Here is a 24,947-nt window from a genome sequence, read left to right on the forward strand (position 1 = left end):
ATCAGGTGGTTATTGCGGTGAGGTCCCACCTCTTCCCATTCCGAACAGAGAAGTTAAGCTCACTTGCGCCGATGGTACTGCAATGCAATGCGGGAGAGTAGGTAGCCGCCTCCTTTCATCAAGAGCCTCAGATTTCGAAAGATTTCTGAGGCTTTTCTTTTATTATCTATTGTATATTTTGAGTTCTATTGTTCTATAATCTAATTGTATTTTGTATCTTTGCAAAAAAAAAATAATTATGTTTTATTATTTAAGCACTTGGTGGAGATGGTTGTGTCGCTGTAAATATAGCCGCGGTTTTGGTGTTCAGTCACCTTCTGCCTATAGCTTTATTCGATATGTTATAAATGAGCATTATCCTTATTATGCATATTCTGAATTGGAAGAACGTTATGAGATGCCTGGCAGATTGCAACATAAGCTAGGCAGACTTCTTTTTCGCTTAGCTAATTACTGGCAGCCCGAAAAGTGTTATAGTATTGAATCTCTTTATTTTCCTTACATTAACGCAGGATGCTATAAAACTGTACTTTGTACTTTGTATGACTTATATGATTCTTCCACAAAGAATTTGGTCGTTATCGATTTAGATCATATAGATAAGGATGAGCTGTATTCTTCTATATTGCCTTTTTGCAATGATAGAACATTATTAGTAGTTTTGGGCTTAAATCATGGAAAAAACAAGCAGTTTTGGCATCGATTGCAATATTCCGAATATACTGGAATTACCTACAATCTGTATTATGCCGGAATCGTCTTTTTTGATAAATCAAAATACAAGCAACATTATCAAGTTAATTTTTAAAATAAAAGGGTTGCCTCATCGCATGGATGGACAACCCTTTCTTTCTTAAAAATCTTATATATCTACTTATTTACGTTTGCAATGATTACGAGTCTTTTGCTTTGAATTCTTTCTATCCTTTTTATTTGCATCACCAGTAGCTATCTTTTCTTTTCGTATAGGTGCAAAATCACCAGCGAGAGTGAAATCAAGCTGCTTCTTCTCTAAGTTTGCTTGCGCAACCTTGATACGGATGGCATCACCTAAAGAATATTTATTGTGATGACGACGGCCTATCAAGCAAAAATTCTTTTCGTCAAAATCGTAATAGTCATCAGCAATGTCTCGCATAGGAACCATGCCTTCGCAATGGTTCTCGTCTATCGTCGCATAGATGCCGTAGGATGTGATACCACTGATGTGGGCATCGAATTCTTCACCGAGTTTGTCACCCATGAATTCTACCATTTTATATTTGATAGAGTCACGCTCAGCATTCTGTGCTATTTGTTCCATCTCAGAGCTATGTTCACAAAGCTCTTCATAATGTTTTTCGTTGGCACTTCTACCACCAGCAGCATATTTGGTTAGCAAGCGATGTACCATCGTGTCAGGATAGCGGCGTATTGGTGAAGTGAAATGAGTATAGTATTCAAATGCAAGACCGAAGTGACCAATGTTATGTACAGAGTATTTTGCCTTCATCATGGCACGTAGTGCTACCATTTGGATGAGGTTGCTTTCAGGTTTTCCATCACAATCTGCCATCAGTTTATTGAGACTCTTGGCAGTAGCACCCTTGGTGCCTTCTGTCTTTATTTTATACCCAAACTTAACAACGAACTCTCGAAGGGTTTCCAATTTCTGTGGGTCAGGATTGTCGTGAATACGATAAGGAAGCGTTTTTGGCTTTTTGCCTTTCTTGACCTTTCCGATGCTTTCTGCGACAGTTCTGTTAGCGAGTAGCATGAACTCCTCGACAAGTTTATTGGCGTCTTTAGAGCGTTTGTAATAGCATCGTATAGGCTTTCCCTTCTCATCTATATCAAAATGCAATTCTTCACGATCGAATTTTACAGCACCATTCTTGAATCGAGCAGCGCGCAATTTCTTTGCTAATTTGTCTAGTGTAATGAGTTGAAGAGCGTTTTCACCCTGATATGGGTGTTCTTTAGTCTCTGCAGGAGCAGGCTCACCTGTACCATCTATTACGCCGTTTGCTTCCAGAAGCTCTTGTACTTCTTCGTATTTATATCTACGATTGCTTTCAATGACAGTATGAACGATGCGATAGTTCTTCACGTTGGCATTCTCATCCATTTCAAAGATAACGCTGTAAGCTAGTTTTTCTTCATTTGGACGGAGTGAACAGATGAAGTTGCATAAACGTTCTGGAAGCATTGGTATTGTGCGGTCTACGAGATAAACCGATGTTGCACGTTTTACAGCTTCCTTATCTATGATACTGCCTTCAGTGACATAGTGAGAAACATCTGCAATGTGCACGCCTACTTGCCAGTTGCCATTTTCTAATTTCTGTATACTCAAGGCATCATCGAAATCTTTAGCATCCTTAGGGTCGATAGTACATGTGAATACCTTTCGGAAGTCCTCGCGTTCCTTGTAATCCTTTTCTGTGATTTCGCCCGAAATCTTGTTGGCAGCATCCTCTACGTTCTTCGGATATTTATAAGGCAATCCATATTGTGCGAGGATAGAGTTCATTTCAACATCATTGTCACCCATCTGTCCGAGGATGTCAACAACTTCACCGATAGGGCTTTTGTTTTCTCCATCAGGCCATTCGATGATACGCACTACAGCCTTATCATCTGTTTTTCCTCCCTTTACCTTTCGTCTAGGTATGATGATATTGTGAGCAAAAACATCACTAGGTGTTACGAGATAAGCCAAGTCTTTATCTACCTTTAATCTACCAACGAAAGTATCCTTGGCACGTTCTAGGATCTTATTAACTTGGGCTTCTTTGATATGATTCTTTCGACGAGCTAAAAAGGTGAACTCTACACGGTCTCCGTTTAGTGCACCCATAGAGTTTCGTTCAGAAACGAATATAGGTTTTTCAGTGTTATCAGGAATAACCGAGTTCTTGCCGTTTGCTTTTCGATTGAATTTACCTTCCATCACCTGAATACTTTGATTCAAGCGATAAGAATTATCACTTACCTTAGCTAGGTAGTCATCCCATGCCATTTCCTCCATGACGTCAATAGCCAGCATCTTGAGTGGATGCGTGGTAAGATGGAGGGAACGGAATATTTCTTTAAAGCTGAGCGTTTCGCCTGGCCTTTGGGCAAAGAATTCCTGGAGCATCTCAGTGAGTTGCGCCTTATTCATTCTCTTGCCACCTTTTTTACCTTTTCCCATAATTTCGACTGTTATATGACTGTTAATAGTTTTATAAGGCAAAGAAACAAAAAAAAATGGAGAATACAAAGTTTCTTGGCATCTTTTTTCGTTTTTTATCAAATATGTAACAAAAATGGGCACAGATTCCGTCTTTTTTCCCTTTTTAAGAGTAGAAGAAAGGAATATGCTTTTTCTACTCATCGGAAATGCTTCATTCCTGTTTTAGAGGCTTTGGAAAGCCTCTGATGTTACAATGTTGTTACAATTTGAAATATCCGATATAGATATTTCGTAATAAGAAGATTTCTTATTATATTTGCAACTGAAACGTAACAAATATTTCCACAAATACAAATTATTATGGATACAAGTCAATATCTTGTGATTTTTTTTCAGATTCTCGGTTCTTTAGCTTTGCTCATCTATGGTATGAAGGTGATGAGTGAGGCCTTGCAGAAGATGGCAGGATCTCAGTTGCGCCACATTTTGGGTGCTATGACAACCAACCGATTTACGGGAATGCTTACAGGTACCTTTATTACCTGTGCCGTTCAGAGTTCCTCTGCAACTACCGTTATGACGGTTTCTTTTGTAAATGCAGGTTTGCTGACCTTAGCCCAAGCAATTTCCGTTATTATGGGTGCCAACATTGGTACCACGTTTACGGCTTGGATTATGTCGCTGGGTTATAATGTAGATTTAACGATTGTCGTATTCCCTGCGTTCTTCCTCGGCATTATGCTGATTTATAGTAAGAAGCGCCGTTATTTCGGAGATTTCCTTTTTGGTATCGCCTTCCTCTTCTTCTCGCTCGTTCTGTTGAGTAGTGCGGGTAAGGCTCTCGATCTGGAACATAATCCGGCGGTTATCGATTTCTTTGGATCTTTTGATACGAAGAGTCATTTTACGATTGTAGTCTTCCTCCTGATTGGTACACTTATAACCTGTATCGTACAGAGTTCGGCAGCTGTGATGGCCATCACCATCTTACTCTGTTCTACGGGTGTACTCCCTATCTATCTGGGTATTGCCTTGGTAATGGGTGAGAATATCGGAACTACCGCAACAGCCAATCTTGCCGCTTTGGGTGCCAATGCCCAGGCTCGTCGTGCAGCCTTGGCCCATCTGGTATTCAATGTCTTTGGTGTAATCTGGGTTCTCTGCCTGTTCTATCCATTTGTAGATTTCGTTTGCTCTATCGTGGGGTATGATCCTGATGGTGGTATGTCTGCGGCACAGAAGGCAAAGTTGTTGCCAATTGTTTTGGCAATGTTCCATACCTGTTTCAATGTTTGCAACACGGGCGTTCTGATTTGGTTTATCCCACAGTTGGAAAAAGTTGTCTGCAAACTTATCAAGCCTAAGGCAGATAAGGAGGATGAAGATTTCCGTTTGCGCTTTATCCAGGCTGGCATCATGAAGACCCCAGAACTTTCTGTCTTCGAGGCACAGCAGGAAATCGGCAGTTTCGGCGAGCGTATCCATCGTATGTTTAGTATGGTGAGAGAGTTGCTGGATACTCAGGATTCCAAGACTTTCGACAAACTCTATGAGCATATCGAGAAGTATGAGGGTATTTCTGATAATATGGAGATAGAGATTGCCAAGTATCTTGATCAGGTGAGCGATGCTCATCTGAGTGATGATACCAAGGCGAAGATCCGTGCGATGTTGCGTGAGATTTCTGAAATCGAGAGTATTGGTGACAGTTGCTTCAATCTTGCCCGCACCATTAAGCGCAAGGGTGAAAACAAGGAGGAGTTTACTGCCAAGCAGAGTGAAAACATTCATCAGATGTTTAAGTTGGTAGATGAGGCGCTGACTCAGATGAACTATATGTTTGCTCATGAACGCCATTCTATCAATCTCAACCATACGTACAATATCGAGACTGAGATTAATAATTATCGTACTCAGTTGAGAAACCAGAACCTGGATGATGTGGATAACCATCTTTATACCTATGGTGTAGGTACATTGTATATGGATATCATTCAGGAATGCGAAAAACTGGGTGATTATGTGGTTAATGTCGCCGAGGCTCGCATGGGAGTCAGAACATCTGAGGCTGTGTAATGCAGAATGTTATTGATAGAAAGAAAATAAAAGTAATAAAAGCAAACGGGGAAGTATCAATGGATGCTTCCCTGTTTGCTTTTGTTGTTTATATATTCTGAATGTTTTTATTTTTCCAATATTTCCTTCAGTTCCTTCATACCATCTGAAGCCCCTTTCATGATGTGCTCTATCTTGTAATATCCATTGGTGTTTACAGCACCCGGGTCTATCAGATAGATAGGAATGTGAGGCTTGGTATATGAAATCAGACCTGCAGCAGGATAAACGTTGAGTGAGGTTCCGATAATGACGAAGATATCGGCTTGCTGTACAGCTTCGGCTGCCGGCTCAATCATAGGAACGCTTTCGCCGAAGAAAACGATAAATGGGCGCAACAGGCTTCCATCTCCAGCTTCGGTTCCCGGTTTTACCTCGCAGTCATCCTCAGGTAATTCCTTGATGTAGCGATAATCGTATGGATCGCGAGAAGAGCAAACCTTAGAAAGTTCGCCATGTAGATGGATGACATTCGAAGAACCAGCCTTCTCATGTAGATTATCTACGTTTTGTGTAATAACAGTTACCTCAAAGTTCTTCTCCAGTTCTTTGATAAGCTTATGACCCTTGTTTGGTTGAGCGGCATAGAGCTTATGGCGCAACATGTTATAAAAGTTAGTCACTAGGGTAGGGTCAGCTTCCCATCCCTCATGGGTCGCTATCTGTTCTACAGGATAGTTTTCCCATAGGCCATCATTGCCGCGAAAAGTTTTGAAACCACTCTCCACAGACATGCCTGCACCGGTTAAAAATACGAGTTTCTTCATAATCTTACTATTAAGAATGCACAAATTTAGTAATTTTTCTTCAAATAGCATCGTTTTCAGCGAGAAAAATGTTATCTTTGCACTCGTTTTAAGGACAATAAGTACAAAATAAAGAATATTAATACAAAGTTTTAGATAAATTATGGATAAAGTAAGTTATGCTTTAGGCATTGGCATCGGTCGCCAGTTGGCGTCAATGGGTGCAGAGAGTTTGAATATCGACGATTTTGCACAGGCAGTTAAGGATGCCATTGCAGGCAAACTTCAGCTCGGTGAGCAGGAGGCTCAGGAGTTGGTACAGAATTTCTTCGCAGAGCAGGAAGCTAAGGCTCAGGCTGCTGCTGCAGAGAAGGGCAAGGTTGCTAAGGAAGCTGGTGAGAAGTTCCTCGCTGAGAATGGCAAGAAGGAAGGTATCATCACTACTAAGAGTGGTTTGCAGTATCAGGTTTTGCGTGAGGGAAATGGTAAGGCTCCTAAGGCTACCGATCAGGTAGAGTGCCACTACGAGGGTACACTCATTGATGGTACTAAGTTTGATAGTTCTTACGACCGTGGTCAGACAGCAACATTCCCATTGAATCAGGTTATTGCTGGTTGGACCGAGGGTCTTCAGTTGATGACCGAGGGCGCTAAGTATCGTTTCTTCATTCCTTATCAGTTGGGTTACGGTGAGCGTGGTGCTGGTGCATCTATCCCTCCATTCTCAGCATTGATTTTTGATGTAGAGCTTGTTGCAGTAAAGTAATATCAGAGAACATAGAATAAAAACATAAAAGTAAAAAATGAAAAAGTTATTTTTCGGAGCCCTCGTGGCTTGTGCTGCAGCTACATTTGTAGGTTGTGGCAATTCAACTCCTAAGGCAGATCTCAAGACTGATGTAGATACAATGAGTTATGCCATGGGTATGTCTCAGACTCAGGGTCTGAAAGAGTTTATGGTAGAGCGTATGGGCGTTGATACCGCTTATATGGATGATTTCATCAAGGGTCTTAACGATGGTGCTAATGCAGGTGATGACAAGAAGAAGGCTGCTTACTATGCAGGTATTCAGATTGGTCAGCAGATTTCTAACCAGATGGTTAAGGGTATCAATCATGAGGTATTCGGTGAGGATTCTACCAAGACTATCTCTTTGAAGAACTTCATGGCTGGTTTCATCTCAGGTACTACTGGCAAGAAGGGCTTGATGACAATCGACGAGGCTGCTAAGCTTGCACAGACCAAGATGATGGCTATCAAGGCTAAGAACATGGAGAAGGAATATGGTCCAAATAAGGTGGCTGGTGAGAAGTTCCTCGCAGCTAACAAGAAGAAGCCAGGTGTTGTAACACTTCCTTCAGGTGTTCAGTATAAGGTTATCAAGGAGGGTAATGGTCCTATGCCAAAGGATACTTCTATGGTAAAGGTAAACTACGAGGGAAAGACTATCGATGGTAAGGTATTTGATTCTTCTTTCAAGCGTGGTGAGGCTGTAGATCTCCGTGCTAACCAGGTTATCAAGGGTTGGACTGAGGCTTTGGTTCACATGCCAGCAGGTTCTGTTTGGGAAGTTTATATCCCTCAGGAGTTGGCTTACGGTGAGCGCGAGCAGGGTCAGATCAAGCCATTCTCTGTTTTGATCTTCAAGATTGAGTTGATTTCAGTAGGTGGTAAGTAATTAATATTGTAAGAGAACTCAAGCTTTATTTTAAGGAAGAGGACTTTTAAGAATATGAAGAAAATATTATTGACAGCACTCGTCCTCGTGGCGAGTGCTTCTTTGTTTACAGTTCATGCTGCAGACAAGAAGAAGGGGCGTAAGAAAGTTACCCCAGTGGTTTTATCTACAGCAAGCGACTCTTTGAGTTATGCTGCCGGTGTTCATGCTACACGTGGTTTGATACCATTCATTCAGCAGAGTTATAAGGTGGATACTGCTTATATGGCAGATTTTATCCGTGGTTATGAGGAAGCAATAGATAAGGCAAATACTCCTCAGGGCACAGCATACATCGTCGGTATGCAGATTGCCCAGATGGTTTCTCAGCGCATCCTTCCAGGAACTCGTGAGGAATTGAAGAGCACTAAGGATTCTATTGATGCTGCCATGTTCAGCCGTGGTTTCGTTGCAGCTATTGCCAATGATACAACTATCTTTAGTGAGAAGAAAGCTGGTGAGTACAAGAAGGAAGCTTTGGCAGGTGCAGGCGAGAAATTCCTTGCAGAGAATGCCAAGAAACCGGGAGTGAAGGTCTTGCCTAGTGGATTGCAGTACAAAGTAATCAAGGCTGGTCAGGGAGAAGTTCCTAAGGCTACTGATGAGGTTGAGGTTATCTACGAGGGCCGTCTTATCGATGGAACGGTCTTTGATGCAACTTCTAAGCATGGTGGTGCTAAAACAGACAAGTTCCGTGCCGGTAACTTGATTAAGGGTTGGACAGAAGCTCTCACTACAATGCCTGTAGGTAGCAAGTGGCAGCTTTATATCCCTTATGAGTTGGCATACGGTGAACGTCAGGCAGGTCAGATTCCACCATACTCAACTTTGGTTTTCGATCTAGAACTCGTTAGTATCGTTAAGCCAGAAGTAACTTCTGAGCCTGCTGGTGAATTGAAGGATGATGTATCAGTGGGTGCAGTAAAGAGTGCCGACAAGAAGGTAGATAAACCTGCTGCCAAGAAAGCTGCGCATTCAAAGAAGAGAAAGTAATTGCTACATATATAATAAGGTGAGAAGGGTATGTCATTGGTTTATGACATACCCTCTCTCTTTTTAATTACATCCCTATTTTACATTTTGCGGGCATGGAAACTGGAATCAGAACATCCACGGCTTTTAAAAGTAGCCTTTGATTGCAATCAATGGCTTCAATGATGTTAAAAGTGACTGTTGATTCCAATCATCAGTCCCAACGGCTCTTGAAAACAGGTGTTGATTGCAAACAATGGCTTCAATGATGTTAAAAGTGACTGTTGATTCCAATCATCAGTCCCAACAGCTCTTAAAAGTGGCTGTTGATTGCAATCAAAGGCTCCAACTGATATCGAAAGTAGAAATATTTTCTAATCAATGGTTCCGCTGGAGTAAAAAAAGGTGCGTCATATGGACTTATGCCTCCCTCTTTGTTTCTTTTACGTTTGTGTTTGTTGCTTTTGCATAAAAAATGGGAAAAGTGAATCTGCAGGTTCTCTTATTTGTATTATCTTTGCACCTGGTAATAAACAACTTCAATAATCATATTTTTAACCTGAAAGATAATGATGAAACAAATTACAACAACCGTATGTGCAACCATGCTGATGGCTAGTTGCGGTAATATAAGCAATACGGAGCTGCAAGTGAACCAACGGGTAGATGAACTCTACAGCAGAATGTCACAGCCAGAGCGTATCGCTCAGTTGAGGAGTGGGTATATGGATGAGCTTTTTGATGCGGAAGGCAATTTGGATACCGTCAAATGCAAGCAGCTCATTCCTTATGGTATTGGGCATTTTTCACAGTATGCCAGTCAGGAATTGGTTGATGCCAATTTCTTGCGAAAGCGTGTGGCTGTTGTACAAGATTGGTTGATGCATCATACCCCTAACGGAATCCCGGCTCTTTTTCACGAGGAAGTTCTTTCGGGTATCAATACGCAAGATGCAACAGTCTATCCACAGCAGATAGGTCAGGCTTGCTCATTCAATCCAGAGTTGGCTGAGCTCAAGACTTTGCAGACAGGTACCGCTCTTCGCAAGATGGGTGGCGTATTGTCGCTTTCTCCTATGGTAGACGTCTGCCGTACTCCAAGTTTTAATCGTCTGGAAGAATCATACGGTGAGGATGGCTATCTTTCTGCCGTTATGGGTACAGCTTTTGTCAAGGGTCTTCAGCAGGGCGATCTCAAGAAGGGAGTGGGAGCTTGCTCTAAACACTATCTGGGATATGGTGGTGGCGGTGATGCTGATGAGAAGGAGATGATGGAAGATATCCTTTTGCCTCATGAGACGATGATTCGTCTGGCAGGTTGCAAGGCTTTGATGCCGGGTTATCATGCTGTTCATGGTACCAAGTGCGTGGCAAATAGTGAGATTCTCAACGATATTTTGCGAGATTATCTCGGATTCGATGGAATGGTGGTGAGCGATTATACTGCCATTGATCAGTTGCCGGGACTTGATACTCCTCTTCAGAAAGCTGTAGCTGCTATCAAGGGTGGCAATGATGTTGATTTTCCTAGAGGCGAAAACTATCAGTATTTACAGGAAGCCTTGGATAAGGGACTTGTTAAGAAAGAAGTCTTTGAGCGTGCTGTAAAGGATGTTCTGCGTTACAAGATTCGTACAGGACTGATGGATAAGAATCCATATCTGTATAGTACGGAGGATGTAAAACTTGATACAAAGGAAGAACGGCAGACGGCTTACGATATTGCCAGTCAGTCTATCGTCTTATTAGAGAATAATGGTGTTTTGCCTCTTGTGAAGGAGGCCGATGTTCACAGCACCAATCAGGTTAAGAATATCTTGCTCACAGGTCCTAATGCCAATTCTATCTGGGCGATGTGTGGCGACTACTCTTTCCCTTCAATGTTCTATTTCTGGCAGAGTTGGAAGAAAAAATGGGATGATAGCCACTTGCCACATATCGTTAAATTGCTAGAGGCAATGCAGGCTGGTAAACCTGAGGGGATTAATATTAAGTATTCTCGTGGTTGTGACTGGACAGAGGAGATAGAGACCAAATTTGAAGAGTCTGGCGATAAGCGTGCTTGGGAGTATCAGCTCCTGCATCGCAAGGTTGATTCTGGCGAGAAGGCAGACAAGGCAGAAGCTTTGGCGATGGCAAAGGAAAGCGATGTTATCGTTGCTGCTGTAGGTGAGAATGTGATGCTCTGTGGTGAGAATCGTGAGCGAGATGGTCTCAAGCTTCCTGGTAAGCAAGAGGAATATGTTGAGGAACTCTTGGCTACGGGCAAACCTGTAGTCCTGGTAGTCTTCGGCGGTCGTGCGCAGGTTATCTCCAAGATAGCCAAGCGTTGTGCAGCAGTCATCCAGGCCTGGTATCCAGGTGAAGAGGGTGGTACAGCTGTGGCTGACATTCTTTATGGCAAGATTTCACCATCTGCCAAGCTGAGTGTCAGCTATCCTAATACTGAGGTTTATGAGCCTATCTGCTATAATTATTCCACCCGGCAGGATGCCCGTGTAGAGTGGCCTTTCGGTTATGGATTGAGCTATACAACCTTTGCCTATAAGAACTTGCAGGCAGTTAAGGAGCTCTCTACGGCTTCAGAGTCGAGCAATATCTACTTTGAGGTTACCAATACGGGTAAGGTTCGTGCCGATGAGATAGCGCAGGTATATCTGTCGCCAACTCAGAGCAACCAGCATATTCATCCTATCCAGTTGCAGGGCTTTGCCCGCATCTCTCTCAATCCTGGCGAAACCAAGAGAGTATGCATCAAGTTCTATACTGATCAGTTCGGTTATTATTCTCATCAAGGCAATCGTCAATGGAACATTGCTCCTGGAACGTATGAACTGAAGATTGGAGCCTCTTCTCAAGACATCCGTCTTAAGCAGCAGATAGTTTTGACGGGTGATAAAGTGGTGAAACCTTTGCGTGATCATTACTTCTCCGAGGTTATCAGATAAGCGTATGATTTTTCTACTAAAAGTAGCAAAATGCCAAGGTTTTTGGTTAAAAACAGTATAAAAAACAACAAAATGCACGGATATTGCAAAATGTTCGTGCATTTTGTTGTTTCTTTCAATAGTTTTTATTAATTTTGCTATCTGGTATAGAAGAGTACCTAAAAATAGCAACATATAAAATAGACAAAAATGGAAAAGATTGACAATCTTGACAGAAAGATACTCGGCATCCTTTCTAAGAATGCCCGTATTCCTTTCAAAGACGTAGCTGCTGAGTGCGGCGTGTCTCGTGCAGCCATCCATCAGCGTGTTCAGCACTTGATGGAGGATGGTTTCATCACAGGTAGCGGTTTCGATGTAAACCCTAAGAGTTTAGGTTATTCTACATGCACTTATGTAGGACTCAACTTGGAGCGTGGTAATATGTACAAGAAGGTAGTAGAGCGACTCCAGAATATCCCAGAGATTGTAGAGTGCCACTTTACTACCGGTTCTTATACGATGCTCATCAAGTTGTATGCTCGTGACAATGAGCAGCTCATGGATTTGCTCAACAACAAGTTGCAGGCAATTCCTGGTGTGGTTTCTACCGAAACACTCATCTCGCTTGAGCAGAGTATCAAGCGTGAGATTCCTGTTCTCTTGGAGGATGAATAATATTTTTGAAAAAGAATAAACAAATGGAAACATTTGACTTGGAGTCGCATCTCAAGGGTGCGTACTCTTCTTTTCCCGAAGCGAAGCATCAACCCGTAATAGGCATCACAGCCAATTACGAAAACATTGATGCAACGCTTCGTGATCGTTATTATAAGCAGGTAATAGCGGCAGGTGGTACGCCTGTCATTATTCCTCCCGTTGCCGATAGTACAGTCATCGTCAACACCCTGGAGCATCTCGATGCTTTGATTCTGACGGGTGGGGGAGATCATAACCCTCTGTGGATGGGCGAAGAACCTTCGCCTCGTCTTCATAACATCAATCAGGAGCGTGATGCGGCCGAGCTGATGCTGGTTCGTCTGGCTTTCAATCGCCAGATTCCGATGTTGGGCATCTGCCGTGGCATCCAGACATTGGCAATAGCCTTGGGAGGCAAGGTGTATCAGGACATCAAGCAGATGGTGAAGCACAGTCAGGATGCTGATCGTTCAGAACCTACCCATAGTGTAGAAATCAAGAAAGATTCCACCTTATATAATATATATGGGGCAGAAAAGATTCTTGTTAATTCTTTCCATCATCAGGCTGTAAGTGAGCCTGGCAAGCACATGCGCATCATAGCCAAGTCTACTGATGGAATCATAGAGGCGATAGAAAGCAACGAGTATAAGCAGATACTTGGCGTACAATGGCATCCGGAATGGCTTGGAGAGGAAGGAGGAAAGATTTTCCATTGGCTTGTGAACCAGGCTAATAATTTCTATGCTGCCAAGGAGTTGCATAAGCGCATCCTTACCCTTGATACGCATTGTGATACACCGATGTTCTTCCCGCAAGGCATCAAGTTCGATCATCGTGATTCCCGCATTCTCGTAGATTTGCATAAGATGACCGATGGACGCCAGGATGCTACTACCATGGTGGCTTATTTGCCTCAGCCTCAGATAGGTGAAAGCTTCAGCAGCAAGGTGGCTTTTGATGTGCAGGGACCTGCTCAGTATGCCGATCTCATCTTCGATAAGATAGAGGAAATCGTCAGCAAGAATAGGGCTTACCTCAGTATAGCCCGTATACCTGCCGACCTGTATAGCGATAAGCGCAAGGGCAGAAAGAGCATCATGCTGGGTATAGAAAACGGTTTGGCTTTGGAGCATGACCTGAGCAATGTAAAGCACTTTGCACAGCGTGGTATTGTGTATATTACCCTTTGTCACAATGGCGATAACGATATCTGTGATAGTGCCCGTGGCTGTAATACCCATAATGGTGTGAGCAGTTTTGGCGAGAAGGTGATTCAGGAGATGAACCGACTTGGCATTATGGTAGATTTGAGTCATGCAGGCGAAAAGAGTTTCTATGATGCACTGGAAATCAGTCAGACTCCTATCGTGTGTAGCCATAGCAGCAGCCGTTCCCTCTGCGATGTGCCTCGCAACCTGACCGACGATCAGATGCGTGCCTTGGCAGCCCGTGGTGGTGTGGCTCATACTACGCTCTATCATGGATTCCTGCGCAAGGAGGGCGAGGCAGACATCATGGATGCCATTGCCCATCTGGAGCATGCCATCGAGGTGATGGGCATCGACCATGTAGGTCTCGGTACCGATTTTGATGGAGATGGAGGCATCCGCGGACTTGCCGATTCTTCTGAACTCATCAACTTCACCCTCCAGCTGCTGCGCCGCAAGTATAGCGAGCAGGATATCGCAAAGATATGGGGAGGCAACTGGCTCAGAGTGATGACGCAGGTGCAGAACTTTGGAAAGTGAAGAATGAAGAGTGAAGAACGACGAAACAACGTTAGGCGGCCAAAGGGAAAGCCAATTCGACAGTTATAAGATAATCATAAAGTTCAAAGTTCAAATCTGAAAGTTCAAAGTAAATACGATGACGAAGAAAATGAAAATTATATTAGGTGTGGTGGTTGCTGCCGGTCTGGTGGCTGGTACCATCAGCTATAAGAATGCCAATACCAGTAGTTCGCCTGATGTGCAGGAGGTAGAGGAAGCGGAGAAGCTGAATCCCGTAGGTCCGGCTTTCAATGCTGATTCGGCATTGGCTTATTGTGCAGCGCAATGCGATTTCGGTCCTCGCGTCATGAACAGCGAGGCGCACGATAAGTGTGGCGAATGGATTGTGAGCAAGTTCAAGCAGTTTGGCTGCGAGGTAGAGACCCAGAAGGCAGACTTGAAGGGTTATGATGGCACGATATTGAAGAATACCAATATCATTGCCCATTACAACCCGAAGGCTGAAACCCGCATTTTGCTCTGTGCTCATTGGGACAGTCGCCCTTGGGCTGACAACGACCCCGACAGTACCAACTGGCGCAAGCCTGTAATGGCTGCCAACGATGGAGCCAGCGGAGTAGCCGTCATGTTGGAGATTGCCCGCCAGCTGCAGGCTGACAAGAAGCTGAATCCTAACATCGGCGTAGATTTCGTATGTTTCGATACCGAAGACTGGGGAACACCTCAGTGGGCTGATGTTCAGGACGATGGCAACAGTTGGGCATTGGGTGCCCAGTACTGGAGCGAGAACAAGCCTGAGGGATATAATCCTCGTTTCGGAATCCTCCTCGATATGGTGGGCGGACAGGGAGCCAAGTTCTATCGTGAAGGTATGTCTATGCAGTATGCCGGTGGCATCGTGAAGAAGGTTTGGACTGCAGCCCGTCAGGCAGGTTTTGGCTCTTACTTCCCTAAGAGCGATGGCGGAATGATTACTGATGATCATATTCCGGTCAACGAGAAGGCTAAGATTCCTACTGTAGATGTGATTGCTTATTATCCAGACTGCCAGCAGAGCAGTTTCGGTCCTACCTGGCACACCGTGAGCGATGATATGGCTCATCTGGATAAGAATGTGCTTAAGGCGGTTGGCCAGACTATGATTCAGGTGCTTTATACAGAGGAATAGGTGGGCATCCCATTCGAATATAAAAGGAAATGTTCCTAGGAAAAGTTGTTGCTTTTCTTAGGAACATTTCTTTTTTCAGCCAGTTTAAATCTTCGTTCATAGACGTTGAACCGCCGTTCAGTGTCTTTGAACCGACATTCAATGTCTTTGAACGGCGGTTCAATGTCTATGAACGGAGATTTCTTCTGCTTGTATCAACAAAAAAACTTAGGTATAAAAGCAATTCCTATTGACTGGAAATGCTTTTATACCTAAGTGTATGGGCTTTCTGAATAAGATGAGCTGGTTAAATCTGCCCCGATTCTACCTGTCTTACCACTCTTTCTGTTAATCTGTCAACGCCGTTCGGGTCGTACTTCTTGTTGAGGCTGGCACCGAAGAGGCTTGCAAATGCCTGATAGAATCCGGCACGGATAGGACCCAGAAAGGCTTGAATCAGGTGATAGGATGAGGAATTGCACTCACGATATACCAGTTTGATGCAGAGTTTACCCTGTGCATAGGTGAGTTTCTTCATTCTTGGAGTGTATTCTTCCTTGATTCCCTTCTCTACCAGTTTCATGTGTGCATCCTTTGCCTTCTTGTTAGGGAGAGTCTCCAGATAATTACCTGTTTCGATAATGATCTTTCTTACCTCCTTGGCGATAGGCAATACCTTTTTGATATTGTATACCAGTCGGTTGTAAGCCATTCGCTCCTTGGCGTTTTTGAATACTGGCTGCGGATAGACATACACGTTGTTCACCTGTACGTATTGAATGCTATCTTTATCCAATAGTACCTTACCCACTCTAACCATCGGCTCAAAGGTAGGAGCATCCATGTCTACCGCCCTGTCTTCCGGTTTGGTATCATTCTTTTGTGCCATTATTTGCAAGTTGGTGCAGAAGAGCATCGCCAGCAAGAATAACAATTTCTGTTTCATTGTTTCTATATATATAAAGAGGTGTAACCCTCTATTGTTTCTAATTTAGCCGCAAAATTACAGTTTATTTTTCATTTAGAGAAAGATTATTTCTATTTTCTTACTCTTTTTCAGAATTTCATAGTAACTTTGAAGAAAATTAATAATCGTTTGCCTATAGATGAAGCGTTGTTATTTCATAATATCTTTTTTGTTGAAACTGTTTCTTATAGGCAGTTCCCAGATTTTCTATGCTTCTCTTTGTTGTGCTCAGTCTTCTTCATTAGTTAAGGATTCGCTTCCTGTAAGTTCTGCCTCTCCTGCGTCTCAACCCTGGCAACAGCTTCTTCTGGAACTTTCTGAGACAGAGGACTTCGAAACTACGTTATGGGAAGATTATGAGGAAGACCTGGAAGAATTGGCTCAGCATCCGATGAACTTGAATGTGGCTACGCGTGAAGAATTAGAACAGTTGCCTTTTCTCACGGCTTCACAGGTTGAAGATATTCAGGCATACGTTTATCGCTATGGAGGAATGAAGAGTATGGCCGAATTAGCTTTGATTCCGAGCATCAGTTGGTATCAGCGGCAGCTGATGGATTATTTCTTTTATGTTGCCGATGTCACACGGCAGGATTTTCCTGGCATCAAGACTATAGTTCGGTATGGCAAGCATGAGCTGATGGGAATGCTGAAAGTGCCGTTTTATGAACGTAAGGGCGATGTGATGGGGGCCGATGGTTACTTGGGTTATAAGTACAAGCATGGCGTGCGCTATCAGTTCAGGTATGGCGACTATGTGAAGATGGGAGTCGTGGGAGCCCAGGATGCCGGTGAGCCTTTTGGTTCTGGCAAGAACAGTCTGGGTTATGATTTTTATTCCTTTTATATACAGCTGAAGAAGTTGGGGCGATGGAAGAATATCACTCTTGGCAGATACCGTCTGCATGAAGGATTGGGACTGATTCTCAATAACGATTTCAGTTTTGGCAAACTCTCCATCCTTTCTTCCTTCGGACGTTCCATGCCGAGTACTATCCGTGTACATTCTTCCCGTTCTTCAGCCAATTATCTGCAGGGAGCAGCTGCAACCTGTTCCTTGATGAAAGGACTTGATATAACGGGGTTTGTATCTTATCGCACGATAGATGCCACTCTGTCTGCCAATGGTGGCATCAAGACGATATTGAAGACCGGTCTGCATCGCACTTCCTCCGAAATAGCAAAGCAGGATGTTGCTTCCAACACCTTGGTGGGAGGTAATATCAATTATCATCATGCTGGTTGGCATGCAGGAGCCACGGCTTTCTATACCTCCTTTTCTCTTCCGCTTACTCCTAATACATCTCAGCTCTATAAGCGGTTTTCGCCGGTAGGCGACCAATTCTGGAATGCCAGTATAGACTATGGCTATATCTCGCACCGTTGGAATATTGCCGGTGAGACGGCTACGGGCGATTGTGGTGCCATTGCTACATTGAATACCATCTCTTATCAATTTACTGATCATTTTCTGTTGATGGCATTGCAGCGCTTCTATTCTGCCCGATACTATTCGCTCTTCAGCAACAGTTTTTCCGAGGGGAGTGCTGTACAGGATGAAAACGGAGCCTATCTGGGGTTTACCTGGACTCCTGCCAGTCGTTGGAATATCACCGCCTATAGTGATTTTGCCTATTTTGTCTGGCCTAAGTATCAGACCAGGGAGAGTACGCATAGTTGGGATAATCTGGTAAGTATCATCTTTCAGGCTTCCAGAAGTTTGGCGTTAGGTGGCAGAATCCGTTATAAGGATAAGGCGGGTACAACTACCGAACGCTTACGTCTTTATGCCAATCTTAAGAATGCAAAATGGTTTGCCAAGACAAGTGTTGAATTCTCCGAGAATAAACAGGCTAGCCTGATGGAGAACGAGAAAGGTACCATTAGCCGGGGCTATATGCTGAATGAGAATCTTGGAACCTGTTGGCGATGGTTGAGGTTATCGGGGAGTTTCGGCTATTTCCATACGCAGGATTACAGCAGCCGTATCTATGTCTATGAGCCGGGATTGCTTTATCAGATGAGTTTCGGAAGCTTTTATGGTGAGGGCATCCGTTATGCCCTGGTAGCTCGTTCGGAGATTAACGAACATCTGCTGGTGATTGCCAAGTTGGGTACAACCGATTATTTTGATCGCAATCGCATCTCTTCCGGAAAGCAGGAAATAGCGGGTTCGCGTCAGATGGATCTGGAGATACAGGTGAAGTGGAAATGGTGAGCATGCAGTATATTCCTGCTTTTCTTTTCATTCTTTTTGGGTAATATGATGCAAGATAATGAAAAAACTGGCGTTTTATTTGTGTATGTAAGAAAATCGGGGTATTTTTGCAAAAGAGTAAAGTATCTCTGTGCTAACGAAGAAAACAAGAGAAGTGATGAAGATATTAATAGTTATTCCTTGTTATAACGAGGAAGCCGTGTTGCCTAAAACCTTAGAGGTGCTCGGCAATCTTATACAGACAATAAAAGTAAAGACAGACGCCGACACGGAGTTGCTCCTTGTCGACGACGGTAGCCGTGACTGTACCTGGCAGATGATTTCGGATGCTGCCAAGCAACATCATTATGTACACGGCATCAAGTTATCTCATAATCGTGGACATCAGAATGCACTCTGGGCAGGAATGGAAACGGCGGTAGATCATTGCGATGCGATGGTAAGTATCGATGCCGACCTGCAGGATGATGAGAATGTCATCATCGATATGGTACAGCAGGTGCAGGAAGGCAAGGATATTATCTATGGTGTAAGAAAGGAACGTAAGACCGATACGTTCTTCAAGCGATTCACAGCTCTTGCCTTCTATAAACTGATGCAGAGTGTGGACAAGGATACGGTGCAGAATCATGCTGACTTCCGAATGATGACCAACCGTACCCTCAAGGCATTGATGCAATATCCTGAGCGCAACCTCTTCCTCAGGGCCATCGTCCGACAGTTGGGTTTCCGAGAGGGATTCGTCTATTACGACCGCAAGGCACGCGAGGCAGGTGAGAGCAAGTATCCGTTTACCAAGATGCTGAGCTTCAGTATCGATGGCATCACTTCGTTTTCCGTGGCACCATTGAAGTTTATCACCTTCCTGGGTCTGGCGATGACTTTAGTAGCCTTCATCATGATTATCTTTGCCTTGGTGGAGCATTTCCAGGGCAAGACCATCCAGGGCTGGACCTCCTTGCTTGTTTCCATGTGGTTTATCGGTGGCATCATCACCACGGGTGTGGGCATCACAGGTGTCTATATCGGCAAGATTTATACCGAGGTGAAGCGCCGTCCTCGATACTTTATCGAAGAAAGAGTATAATCTTATCGAAGAAAGAGTATAATCTTATCGAAGAAAGAAAATAAGAAGACTATAAATTTGATAGATACAAAAATAGCATCGGGTTGATGAATCCCGATGCTATTTTTTGTATCTGATTATTGATTATTTCTTCTGTGCGATGTTGGCACTTGTCTTTACAAACTGATAGAAGCCTACCGGATGGTGCCATTCTACGAGCCTCCTTACTTCCCAAACCTTCTGGAAGGTATAGTCCTTGCCGAATTTCTCTTTGAAGTCTGGCATGTCTTCCTCTGGAATCATCAGCACGCCATCCTGTGGCAGCACCTTGTCAAACTGCTGGATCTTATCGCCCAGATAGAAGTTGAGGCTGAAGAAATGCAGCATATCTACTGACATATAAGAGTAGAGATTGCTGGTATCAAACTTCTTTTCGATAACCGGCGCCAGATGCTTGTCTGCCTTCGTGTTGAGCACGGCAGGCTGCAGGGTGGAGTCGAGTGTGATGAAAATTGCGATAATCATCACCAATGTATATTTCATCATTTGGCTTGTCTCTTTTTTCTTGAGTGCCTTGAATATATGATAAGCCCCTATTATAAGAAACATATAGCATACGTAGAATAGGATACCATGAGTAGATTCCCCTATTGCATGGAGCATGGCGATGTTGTCGGCTGCATGCTTGCCATGGAAAATGGTATCTGGTATGCCGCCTGCTCGTATAACAAGCGTAGCAATCACAAGGATAACTGCCAGCGAGGCAATCACGCCGGCATATACCTTGATGGCTCCCATCTTTTCCTTCATCATCCAAACGATGTATTCGGCGATGAGATAAGCCATGAACGGATAGCATGGCAGCAGATAGACGCTGCGCTTGCTCTTTGGGATGCAGTAGAAGAAAAGCACCAGGAGGAAGGCGAGCCAGGTGAACACTTGCAGCGGAGTAGCCTTCTTCGCATTCTCCAGGAATCGGGTCTTTGAGAACTTTTTCCATGGCAGGATGAAGAGCGAGAACAGTAATAATAAGGTATAAGGAGCCCAACCCATCACGAGTGTAAGCAGATTGTACCACGCCGGGTTCTCATGCGATTCGTATGCCATCTTGCCCATGAATCGGTCGATGTTCTCTTCCTTCACCAGACGCAGGAACTCGTCGCCGCCTTGCAGATAGGCTGCATAGTACCAGCAGAATGGGATAATGAGCGAGAGCAGGGCGGTTAGCGCCATGCGCCATACGATGCCCCAGAAGTTCTCCCGTTGGGTAAGCATGAATACACCCATCACGAAGCATGGCAGGATGATGCCCACAGGACCCTTGGTCAGCGTGGCACCGCTCATGCAGAGGATGGCAAGCCAAGGCAGCTGGTGCTTTCCTTTCTCCCACCAGCGATAGAGCAGATACATGGCTCCCACCATGAAGGCGGTGTTCACCATATCCACACGACAGTTGATTCCCGCACGGTGCACTTCGAAAGCGGTAAGTGTGAGGATGGCTGCGATGAGGCTGATCTGGGTATCCTTGCGCTTGGCATAGAACACGAAGCCGCCGATGGTCATCAATACCAGCGATACTGCGGATGGCAGACGGGAGGTGAACTCATTCACGTAGCCGATGAAAAGGCTGAAGAAAGCGATGCACCAGTGGAAGAAAGGTGGCTTGTAAGGGATGTCGCCTCCATTGTTGATAGGCAATATCCAGTTGCCATGTTCCAGCATGGTGTAGGCAACTACTGCCTCGCGAGGTTCTCCCTTGGTATTGAAATCAGAGAGTCCGAGGAATGGAATCAGCATCACGATGGCTAGAATAGTGATAAGCCACAGGGCTTTGTTGTACTTGATGTTCATGTCTTATCGAAGTCTTATAATGTTATTTTGTCTGCAAAGTTACATATAATTATTTGTTTATAGACAGAATAAGGTGGGAATTTTGCTTTTATTGGGATATAATTATTAACTTTGCACCCGATTTCTAAAGTAGAATAAAGATGAAACGATATTTTAAGGCTTTGGGTTATCTCCTTTCGGTGCATGTATTGGCATTGCTGGTGATGACTCTGTTCAGATTGGTGGAATTCATCGCCCTGCATGGCATGATAGTGGATGCAGGGGCGAGTAGGGTGATGGCGTTTGTCAAGGGTGTATGGTTTGACAATGTCATCGCTTGTTATATTTCGGTATTGCCTGTGGCTGTGCTCCTTGTTGCTGCCAGCCTGGGGTGGTGTCATCGCCGTTTGCTGCGTGGCATCAACATCTGGTATGCGGCATGGTTTGCCATCGCCTTCATGCCTTCGGCAGCCAATACCCCTTATTTCCAGTATTTCTTCAAGAACATCAATTCCAGCATCTTCGGTTGGTTCGGCTATGTTGCTACCACATCGGGCATGCTCTTGCAGGAGTCTTCCTACTGGCTCTATATCGCCCTCTATTTCGTGTTTACGGGGGCATTTATCTATGCGCTTATCCGCCTGCGCCGCTACTTCGAGGGGCTTTTCCTGTTGCCAAAGGACAATATGCACCTAGTGCTGGTGGCAAGTCGTTTCCTTATTTCTGCGGTGATGATAGGCGCCTGCCTCTTTGGCATCCGTGGCAGAATGGGCTATAACCCAATCAAGGTGAGTCAGGCTTACTATTGCGAGGATTCCTTCCTCAACCAGCTTGGCATCAATCCGGCATTCAATCTCCTTACTTCGGCGCTCGACGATATGCGCAAGGAGAACAAGGAACTGCATCTCATGCCGTACGCTGAGGCTATCACGAATACCCGCCAGTGGCTCGGTATTACGGGAAAGGTGGATAGCACGAATATTCTGAAGCGTGAGGTGGTGAACGATTCCCTGATGATGAAGAAGAATCATCCTAACGTAGTGGTGATATTGATGGAGTCGATGTCGGCAAACCTGCTGGGCACTTTCGGCAATCAGCAGCCGCTCACCCCAACGCTCGATTCGCTCTATCATCATTCCCTGGCGTTCACCCATTTCTATAGTGCCGGTATCCATACCAACCATGGCATGACGGCTACGCTCTACAGTTTCCCTGCCCTCATGTTCCGCAACCTGATGAAGGGAACGGTAACTCCGCGCCGCAAGGGTATCGCCACGGTATTGAAGCAGTATGGCTACGAGAACATGTTCTTCATGACCCACGAGGCGCAGTATGACAACATGAAGGCTTTTTTCCAGACCAATGGCTATGATGACATCTTCTCTCAGGAGAACTATCCTAAGAGCGAGGTGGTGAACAGCTTTGGTGTGAGTGACCATTTCGAGATGGGCTATGCCCTCAGCACCATCAACCAGAAGGCGAAGACGGGCAAGCCTTTCATGGCTACCATCCTCACCGTGAGCAATCATCCGCCATATATCATTCCAGATTTCTTCAAGCCGAAGACCAAGGAGAAGGAAACGCAGATAGTGGAGTATGCCGACTGGGCGATAGGCGATTTTCTGAAGAAAGCAAGCCAGGAGCCTTGGTATAAGAACACGATATTCGTGATTCAGGCAGACCATGGCAAGCTGGTGGGTAAGAGCGAGGGCGAGTTGCCGCAGTCTTACAACCACATTCCGCTCATCATCTTTGGTCCTGGTGTTCCGCAGCAGCAGTATGCGGGCTTGGGCATGCAGGTGGATGTAATGCCTACGCTTTTCGGTCTGATGAATCTGAATTATGAGTACGAGGGCTTCGGCGTGGATCTGCTGAAGCAGCAGCGCCCGATGGTATTCTATTCGGCAGACAACCAGATTGTGGCAAGAGACCATCAGCGTTGCTTCGTCTATAATCCGTCGATGAACCGCAGTTTCTGTTATGATGTGTTGCCGAATGGCAATCTGAAGGAAACCAAGCAAGAGTCTAAGTTCCGGGATTTGAAGACCTATGTCTTCTCGAATATCCAGGCAGCGGAGTATATTGAGCGACATCAGCAATAAAAAAAATATTATCAGAAACAGTAATCCCCCACCACGCTTTGGCTGCGTGATGGGGGATTGACTGTTCATATAGTTTTTCTATCCTTCAGGGGCTTGAAGTTTTATTCTCTGCAAAGTTACAAAATTATACCCAAAGGTATTATACCCTAGGGTATAATTTATGAAACTATATTTTTATCAGACGAAGAATCGCTGTTTCTGCAAAAAAAGATGGTTTTAAACAACTTTGTTTAAAACAACCTTGTTTAATTTGTTTTTTTTGGCTATCTTTGCAGAAGAAAAGCTGCACTCGGCAATTTGAAAGCCAGCTTTCATTGCGCTCGTTTGCAATTTCTTTGCAGAAGAAAAGCTGTATAGTATAAAATAAGGTAGTAATTATGATAAAAAGTAAAGAAGCTCCGTTTGTGTTCGGTGTTCGTGTGGAGGGAGATTCCTTTACCGACCGTAGAGAGGAAACAGAACGCTTGAAGGCGAACTTTACGTATGGAGTGAATACGATATTGATTGCGCCTCGTCGTATGGGTAAGACTTCATTGGTGGATAAGGTGTGTTCGCTTGTAGAGAGCGAAGACATCAGGATAGCTCGTATAGATGCCTTTGGCTGTCGCTCTGAGAATGATTTTATCAATGCTTTTGCCACAGCTGTGGTTCGGGCTACTTCTTCAAAATGGGAAGAATGGATGGAGAATGCCAAGGTGTTCTTGAGCCGTTTCGTTCCGAAAATCAGTATAGGACAAGATCCTTTGACTGATTTCTCTTTGACTTTGGAGTATAATGCAGGTAACAATACAACAGAAGAGGTTTTGAGACTTCCGGAAATGATAGCTCGGTCTAAAGGTTGTCATATCGTAGTCTGCATCGATGAATTTCAGCAGATAGGCGATTTCCCTGATTCATTGACCTTCCAGAAGAAGCTCCGTAGCGTATGGCAATTACAGAGCCATGTATCTTACTGCCTTTATGGAAGCAAGAAACACATGATGGAACAGATGTTCCAGAATGCCAGTTACCCATTCTATCGCTTTGGAGATTTCTTCTATCTGAACAAGATAAGCGAGAAAGACTGGGTGGAGTATATTTGTCAGCGTTTCGAATCTACCGGCAAGCATATCTCGGAAGAGCTGGCTCGAGAAATCTGTCAGGTAACAGATAGGTATTCTTCTTATGTACAGCAGTTGGCATGGTTTGTATGGTTGCGTGTACAGGATGATTCTGCAGCTACAGAAGAGGACTTGAAATATGGAATAGACAGGTTGCTGGATGCCTGTGAGCCTTTGTTTATTCAGCAGACCGAAGACCTTTCTGCCTATCAGATGAATTTCCTGCATGCCATTATCAATGGAGTACATACTGGTTTCACCCAGACGGCAATATTGGAAACTTATCGCCTGGGTACTGCCGCCAATGTAACCCGCCTTAAGAAATCCTTGATGGTAAAAGATCTGATTACGATTCCTGTTCCTAAGCATCTGGAAATGAGTGACCCCATCTTGGCGTTGTGGCTCAAGAGAAGAGTGTGGAAGGAATCATAAATGTACCCAAGTATCTTG

17 protein-coding genes and 1 rRNA gene are annotated in these 24,947 nt (G+C 44.3%); 14 read left to right on the forward strand and 4 right to left on the reverse strand.

What is annotated here, in order from left to right; genetic code table 11:
- The first annotated feature begins 1 nt into the window (after position 1).
- Together rrf and ACTQ53_RS12635 are read left to right on the forward strand one after the other, a co-directional pair.
- Positions 2 to 114: ribosomal RNA gene (rrf, locus tag ACTQ53_RS12630) — 5S ribosomal RNA — on the forward strand.
- A gap of 124 nt (positions 115 to 238) precedes the next feature.
- Positions 239 to 808, forward strand: coding sequence for a hypothetical protein (locus ACTQ53_RS12635; protein WP_294969430.1), 570 nt, complete (start codon positions 239 to 241; stop codon positions 806 to 808).
- A 66-nt stretch (positions 809 to 874) separates the two neighbouring features.
- Here ACTQ53_RS12635 and rnr read toward each other — a convergent pair whose 3' ends face one another.
- On the reverse strand, positions 875 to 3,175 hold the full coding sequence (gene rnr, locus ACTQ53_RS12640) for a ribonuclease R (protein ID WP_441933292.1): 2,301 nt from the start codon (positions 3,173 to 3,175) through the stop codon (positions 875 to 877).
- 342 nt (positions 3,176 to 3,517) lie between these two features.
- On the opposite strand from rnr, the gene ACTQ53_RS12645 reads away from it, so the two are divergent.
- Entirely contained in the window at positions 3,518 to 5,233 is a 1,716-nt protein-coding gene (locus ACTQ53_RS12645) for a Na/Pi cotransporter family protein (protein WP_295346042.1), read from the forward strand.
- Positions 5,234 to 5,340: 107 nt separating this feature from the next.
- Here ACTQ53_RS12645 and ACTQ53_RS12650 read toward each other — a convergent pair whose 3' ends face one another.
- Positions 5,341 to 6,039 carry an NAD-dependent deacylase gene (locus ACTQ53_RS12650; protein ID WP_294969421.1) on the reverse strand — a complete coding sequence of 233 codons (699 nt, stop codon included), beginning with the start codon at positions 6,037 to 6,039 and terminating at the stop codon, positions 5,341 to 5,343.
- Between the two features lie 142 nt (positions 6,040 to 6,181).
- Here ACTQ53_RS12650 and ACTQ53_RS12655 point away from each other — a divergent pair, with 142 nt between their 5' ends.
- From ACTQ53_RS12655 to ACTQ53_RS12685, 7 genes are all read left to right on the forward strand, one after another.
- A complete protein-coding gene (locus ACTQ53_RS12655) occupies positions 6,182 to 6,784 on the forward strand; it encodes an FKBP-type peptidyl-prolyl cis-trans isomerase (protein WP_153123951.1) in 603 nt (200 codons plus the stop codon).
- Positions 6,785 to 6,821: 37 nt separating this feature from the next.
- Entirely contained in the window at positions 6,822 to 7,697 is an 876-nt protein-coding gene (locus ACTQ53_RS12660; RefSeq protein WP_153123953.1) for an FKBP-type peptidyl-prolyl cis-trans isomerase, read from the forward strand.
- 54 nt (positions 7,698 to 7,751) lie between these two features.
- Positions 7,752 to 8,729: an FKBP-type peptidyl-prolyl cis-trans isomerase gene (locus tag ACTQ53_RS12665; RefSeq protein WP_294969417.1), complete on the forward strand. Its 978-nt coding sequence runs from the start codon at positions 7,752 to 7,754 to the stop codon at positions 8,727 to 8,729.
- A gap of 548 nt (positions 8,730 to 9,277) precedes the next feature.
- Positions 9,278 to 11,656: a glycoside hydrolase family 3 C-terminal domain-containing protein gene (locus ACTQ53_RS12670; RefSeq protein WP_441933296.1), complete on the forward strand. Its 2,379-nt coding sequence runs from the start codon at positions 9,278 to 9,280 to the stop codon at positions 11,654 to 11,656.
- A gap of 189 nt (positions 11,657 to 11,845) precedes the next feature.
- On the forward strand, positions 11,846 to 12,313 hold the full coding sequence (locus ACTQ53_RS12675) for an Lrp/AsnC family transcriptional regulator (RefSeq protein WP_153123959.1): 468 nt from the start codon (positions 11,846 to 11,848) through the stop codon (positions 12,311 to 12,313).
- A 23-nt stretch (positions 12,314 to 12,336) separates the two neighbouring features.
- The gene (locus tag ACTQ53_RS12680) at positions 12,337 to 14,085 is read left to right on the forward strand and encodes a membrane dipeptidase (protein WP_441933298.1); all 1,749 of its coding nucleotides are present in this window, start codon (positions 12,337 to 12,339) and stop codon (positions 14,083 to 14,085) included.
- A gap of 118 nt (positions 14,086 to 14,203) precedes the next feature.
- The gene (locus tag ACTQ53_RS12685) at positions 14,204 to 15,235 is read left to right on the forward strand and encodes a M28 family peptidase (RefSeq protein ID WP_294969408.1); all 1,032 of its coding nucleotides are present in this window, start codon (positions 14,204 to 14,206) and stop codon (positions 15,233 to 15,235) included.
- Between the two features lie 286 nt (positions 15,236 to 15,521).
- Here ACTQ53_RS12685 and ACTQ53_RS12690 read toward each other — a convergent pair whose 3' ends face one another.
- A complete protein-coding gene (locus tag ACTQ53_RS12690; protein WP_294969405.1) occupies positions 15,522 to 16,160 on the reverse strand; it encodes a DUF4294 domain-containing protein in 639 nt (212 codons plus the stop codon).
- Positions 16,161 to 16,353: 193 nt separating this feature from the next.
- On the opposite strand from ACTQ53_RS12690, the gene ACTQ53_RS12695 reads away from it, so the two are divergent.
- Together ACTQ53_RS12695 and ACTQ53_RS12700 are read left to right on the forward strand one after the other, a co-directional pair.
- The gene (locus ACTQ53_RS12695) at positions 16,354 to 18,399 is read left to right on the forward strand and encodes a helix-hairpin-helix domain-containing protein (RefSeq protein ID WP_441933301.1); all 2,046 of its coding nucleotides are present in this window, start codon (positions 16,354 to 16,356) and stop codon (positions 18,397 to 18,399) included.
- A gap of 157 nt (positions 18,400 to 18,556) precedes the next feature.
- A complete protein-coding gene (locus ACTQ53_RS12700) occupies positions 18,557 to 19,486 on the forward strand; it encodes a glycosyltransferase family 2 protein (protein WP_441933303.1) in 930 nt (309 codons plus the stop codon).
- A 123-nt stretch (positions 19,487 to 19,609) separates the two neighbouring features.
- On the opposite strand, the gene ACTQ53_RS12705 is transcribed toward ACTQ53_RS12700, so the two are convergent.
- Positions 19,610 to 21,316 carry an ArnT family glycosyltransferase gene (locus tag ACTQ53_RS12705; protein ID WP_441933305.1) on the reverse strand — a complete coding sequence of 569 codons (1,707 nt, stop codon included), beginning with the start codon at positions 21,314 to 21,316 and terminating at the stop codon, positions 19,610 to 19,612.
- A 140-nt stretch (positions 21,317 to 21,456) separates the two neighbouring features.
- Here ACTQ53_RS12705 and ACTQ53_RS12710 point away from each other — a divergent pair, with 140 nt between their 5' ends.
- Positions 21,457 to 23,397, forward strand: coding sequence for an LTA synthase family protein (locus tag ACTQ53_RS12710; RefSeq protein WP_441933307.1), 1,941 nt, complete (start codon positions 21,457 to 21,459; stop codon positions 23,395 to 23,397).
- Between the two features lie 377 nt (positions 23,398 to 23,774).
- Complete coding sequence (locus tag ACTQ53_RS12715) at positions 23,775 to 24,929, forward strand: AAA family ATPase (protein ID WP_441933311.1); 1,155 nt, start codon at positions 23,775 to 23,777, stop codon at positions 24,927 to 24,929.
- Positions 24,930 to 24,947: the final 18 nt, after the last annotated feature.

Source organism: Prevotella sp. Sow4_E9_plate, assembly GCF_052116205.1.
GTDB lineage: Bacteria > Bacteroidota > Bacteroidia > Bacteroidales > Bacteroidaceae > Prevotella.

Coding starts and splice junctions, on each gene's coding strand:
- ACTQ53_RS12690 (WP_294969405.1), bottom strand. CDS start 16,160: ATGAAACAGAAATTGTTATTCTTGCTGGCGATGCTCTTCTGCACCAAC.
- ACTQ53_RS12650 (WP_294969421.1), bottom strand. CDS start 6,039: ATGAAGAAACTCGTATTTTTAACCGGTGCAGGCATGTCTGTGGAGAGT.
- ACTQ53_RS12660 (WP_153123953.1), top strand. CDS start 6,822: ATGAAAAAGTTATTTTTCGGAGCCCTCGTGGCTTGTGCTGCAGCTACA.
- rnr (WP_441933292.1), bottom strand. CDS start 3,175: ATGGGAAAAGGTAAAAAAGGTGGCAAGAGAATGAATAAGGCGCAACTC.
- ACTQ53_RS12710 (WP_441933307.1), top strand. CDS start 21,457: ATGAAACGATATTTTAAGGCTTTGGGTTATCTCCTTTCGGTGCATGTA.
- ACTQ53_RS12715 (WP_441933311.1), top strand. CDS start 23,775: ATGATAAAAAGTAAAGAAGCTCCGTTTGTGTTCGGTGTTCGTGTGGAG.
- ACTQ53_RS12705 (WP_441933305.1), bottom strand. CDS start 21,316: ATGAACATCAAGTACAACAAAGCCCTGTGGCTTATCACTATTCTAGCC.
- ACTQ53_RS12645 (WP_295346042.1), top strand. CDS start 3,518: ATGGATACAAGTCAATATCTTGTGATTTTTTTTCAGATTCTCGGTTCT.
- ACTQ53_RS12635 (WP_294969430.1), top strand. CDS start 239: ATGTTTTATTATTTAAGCACTTGGTGGAGATGGTTGTGTCGCTGTAAA.
- ACTQ53_RS12685 (WP_294969408.1), top strand. CDS start 14,204: ATGACGAAGAAAATGAAAATTATATTAGGTGTGGTGGTTGCTGCCGGT.
- ACTQ53_RS12680 (WP_441933298.1), top strand. CDS start 12,337: ATGGAAACATTTGACTTGGAGTCGCATCTCAAGGGTGCGTACTCTTCT.
- ACTQ53_RS12665 (WP_294969417.1), top strand. CDS start 7,752: ATGAAGAAAATATTATTGACAGCACTCGTCCTCGTGGCGAGTGCTTCT.
- ACTQ53_RS12655 (WP_153123951.1), top strand. CDS start 6,182: ATGGATAAAGTAAGTTATGCTTTAGGCATTGGCATCGGTCGCCAGTTG.
- ACTQ53_RS12670 (WP_441933296.1), top strand. CDS start 9,278: ATGATGAAACAAATTACAACAACCGTATGTGCAACCATGCTGATGGCT.
- ACTQ53_RS12675 (WP_153123959.1), top strand. CDS start 11,846: ATGGAAAAGATTGACAATCTTGACAGAAAGATACTCGGCATCCTTTCT.
- ACTQ53_RS12700 (WP_441933303.1), top strand. CDS start 18,557: ATGAAGATATTAATAGTTATTCCTTGTTATAACGAGGAAGCCGTGTTG.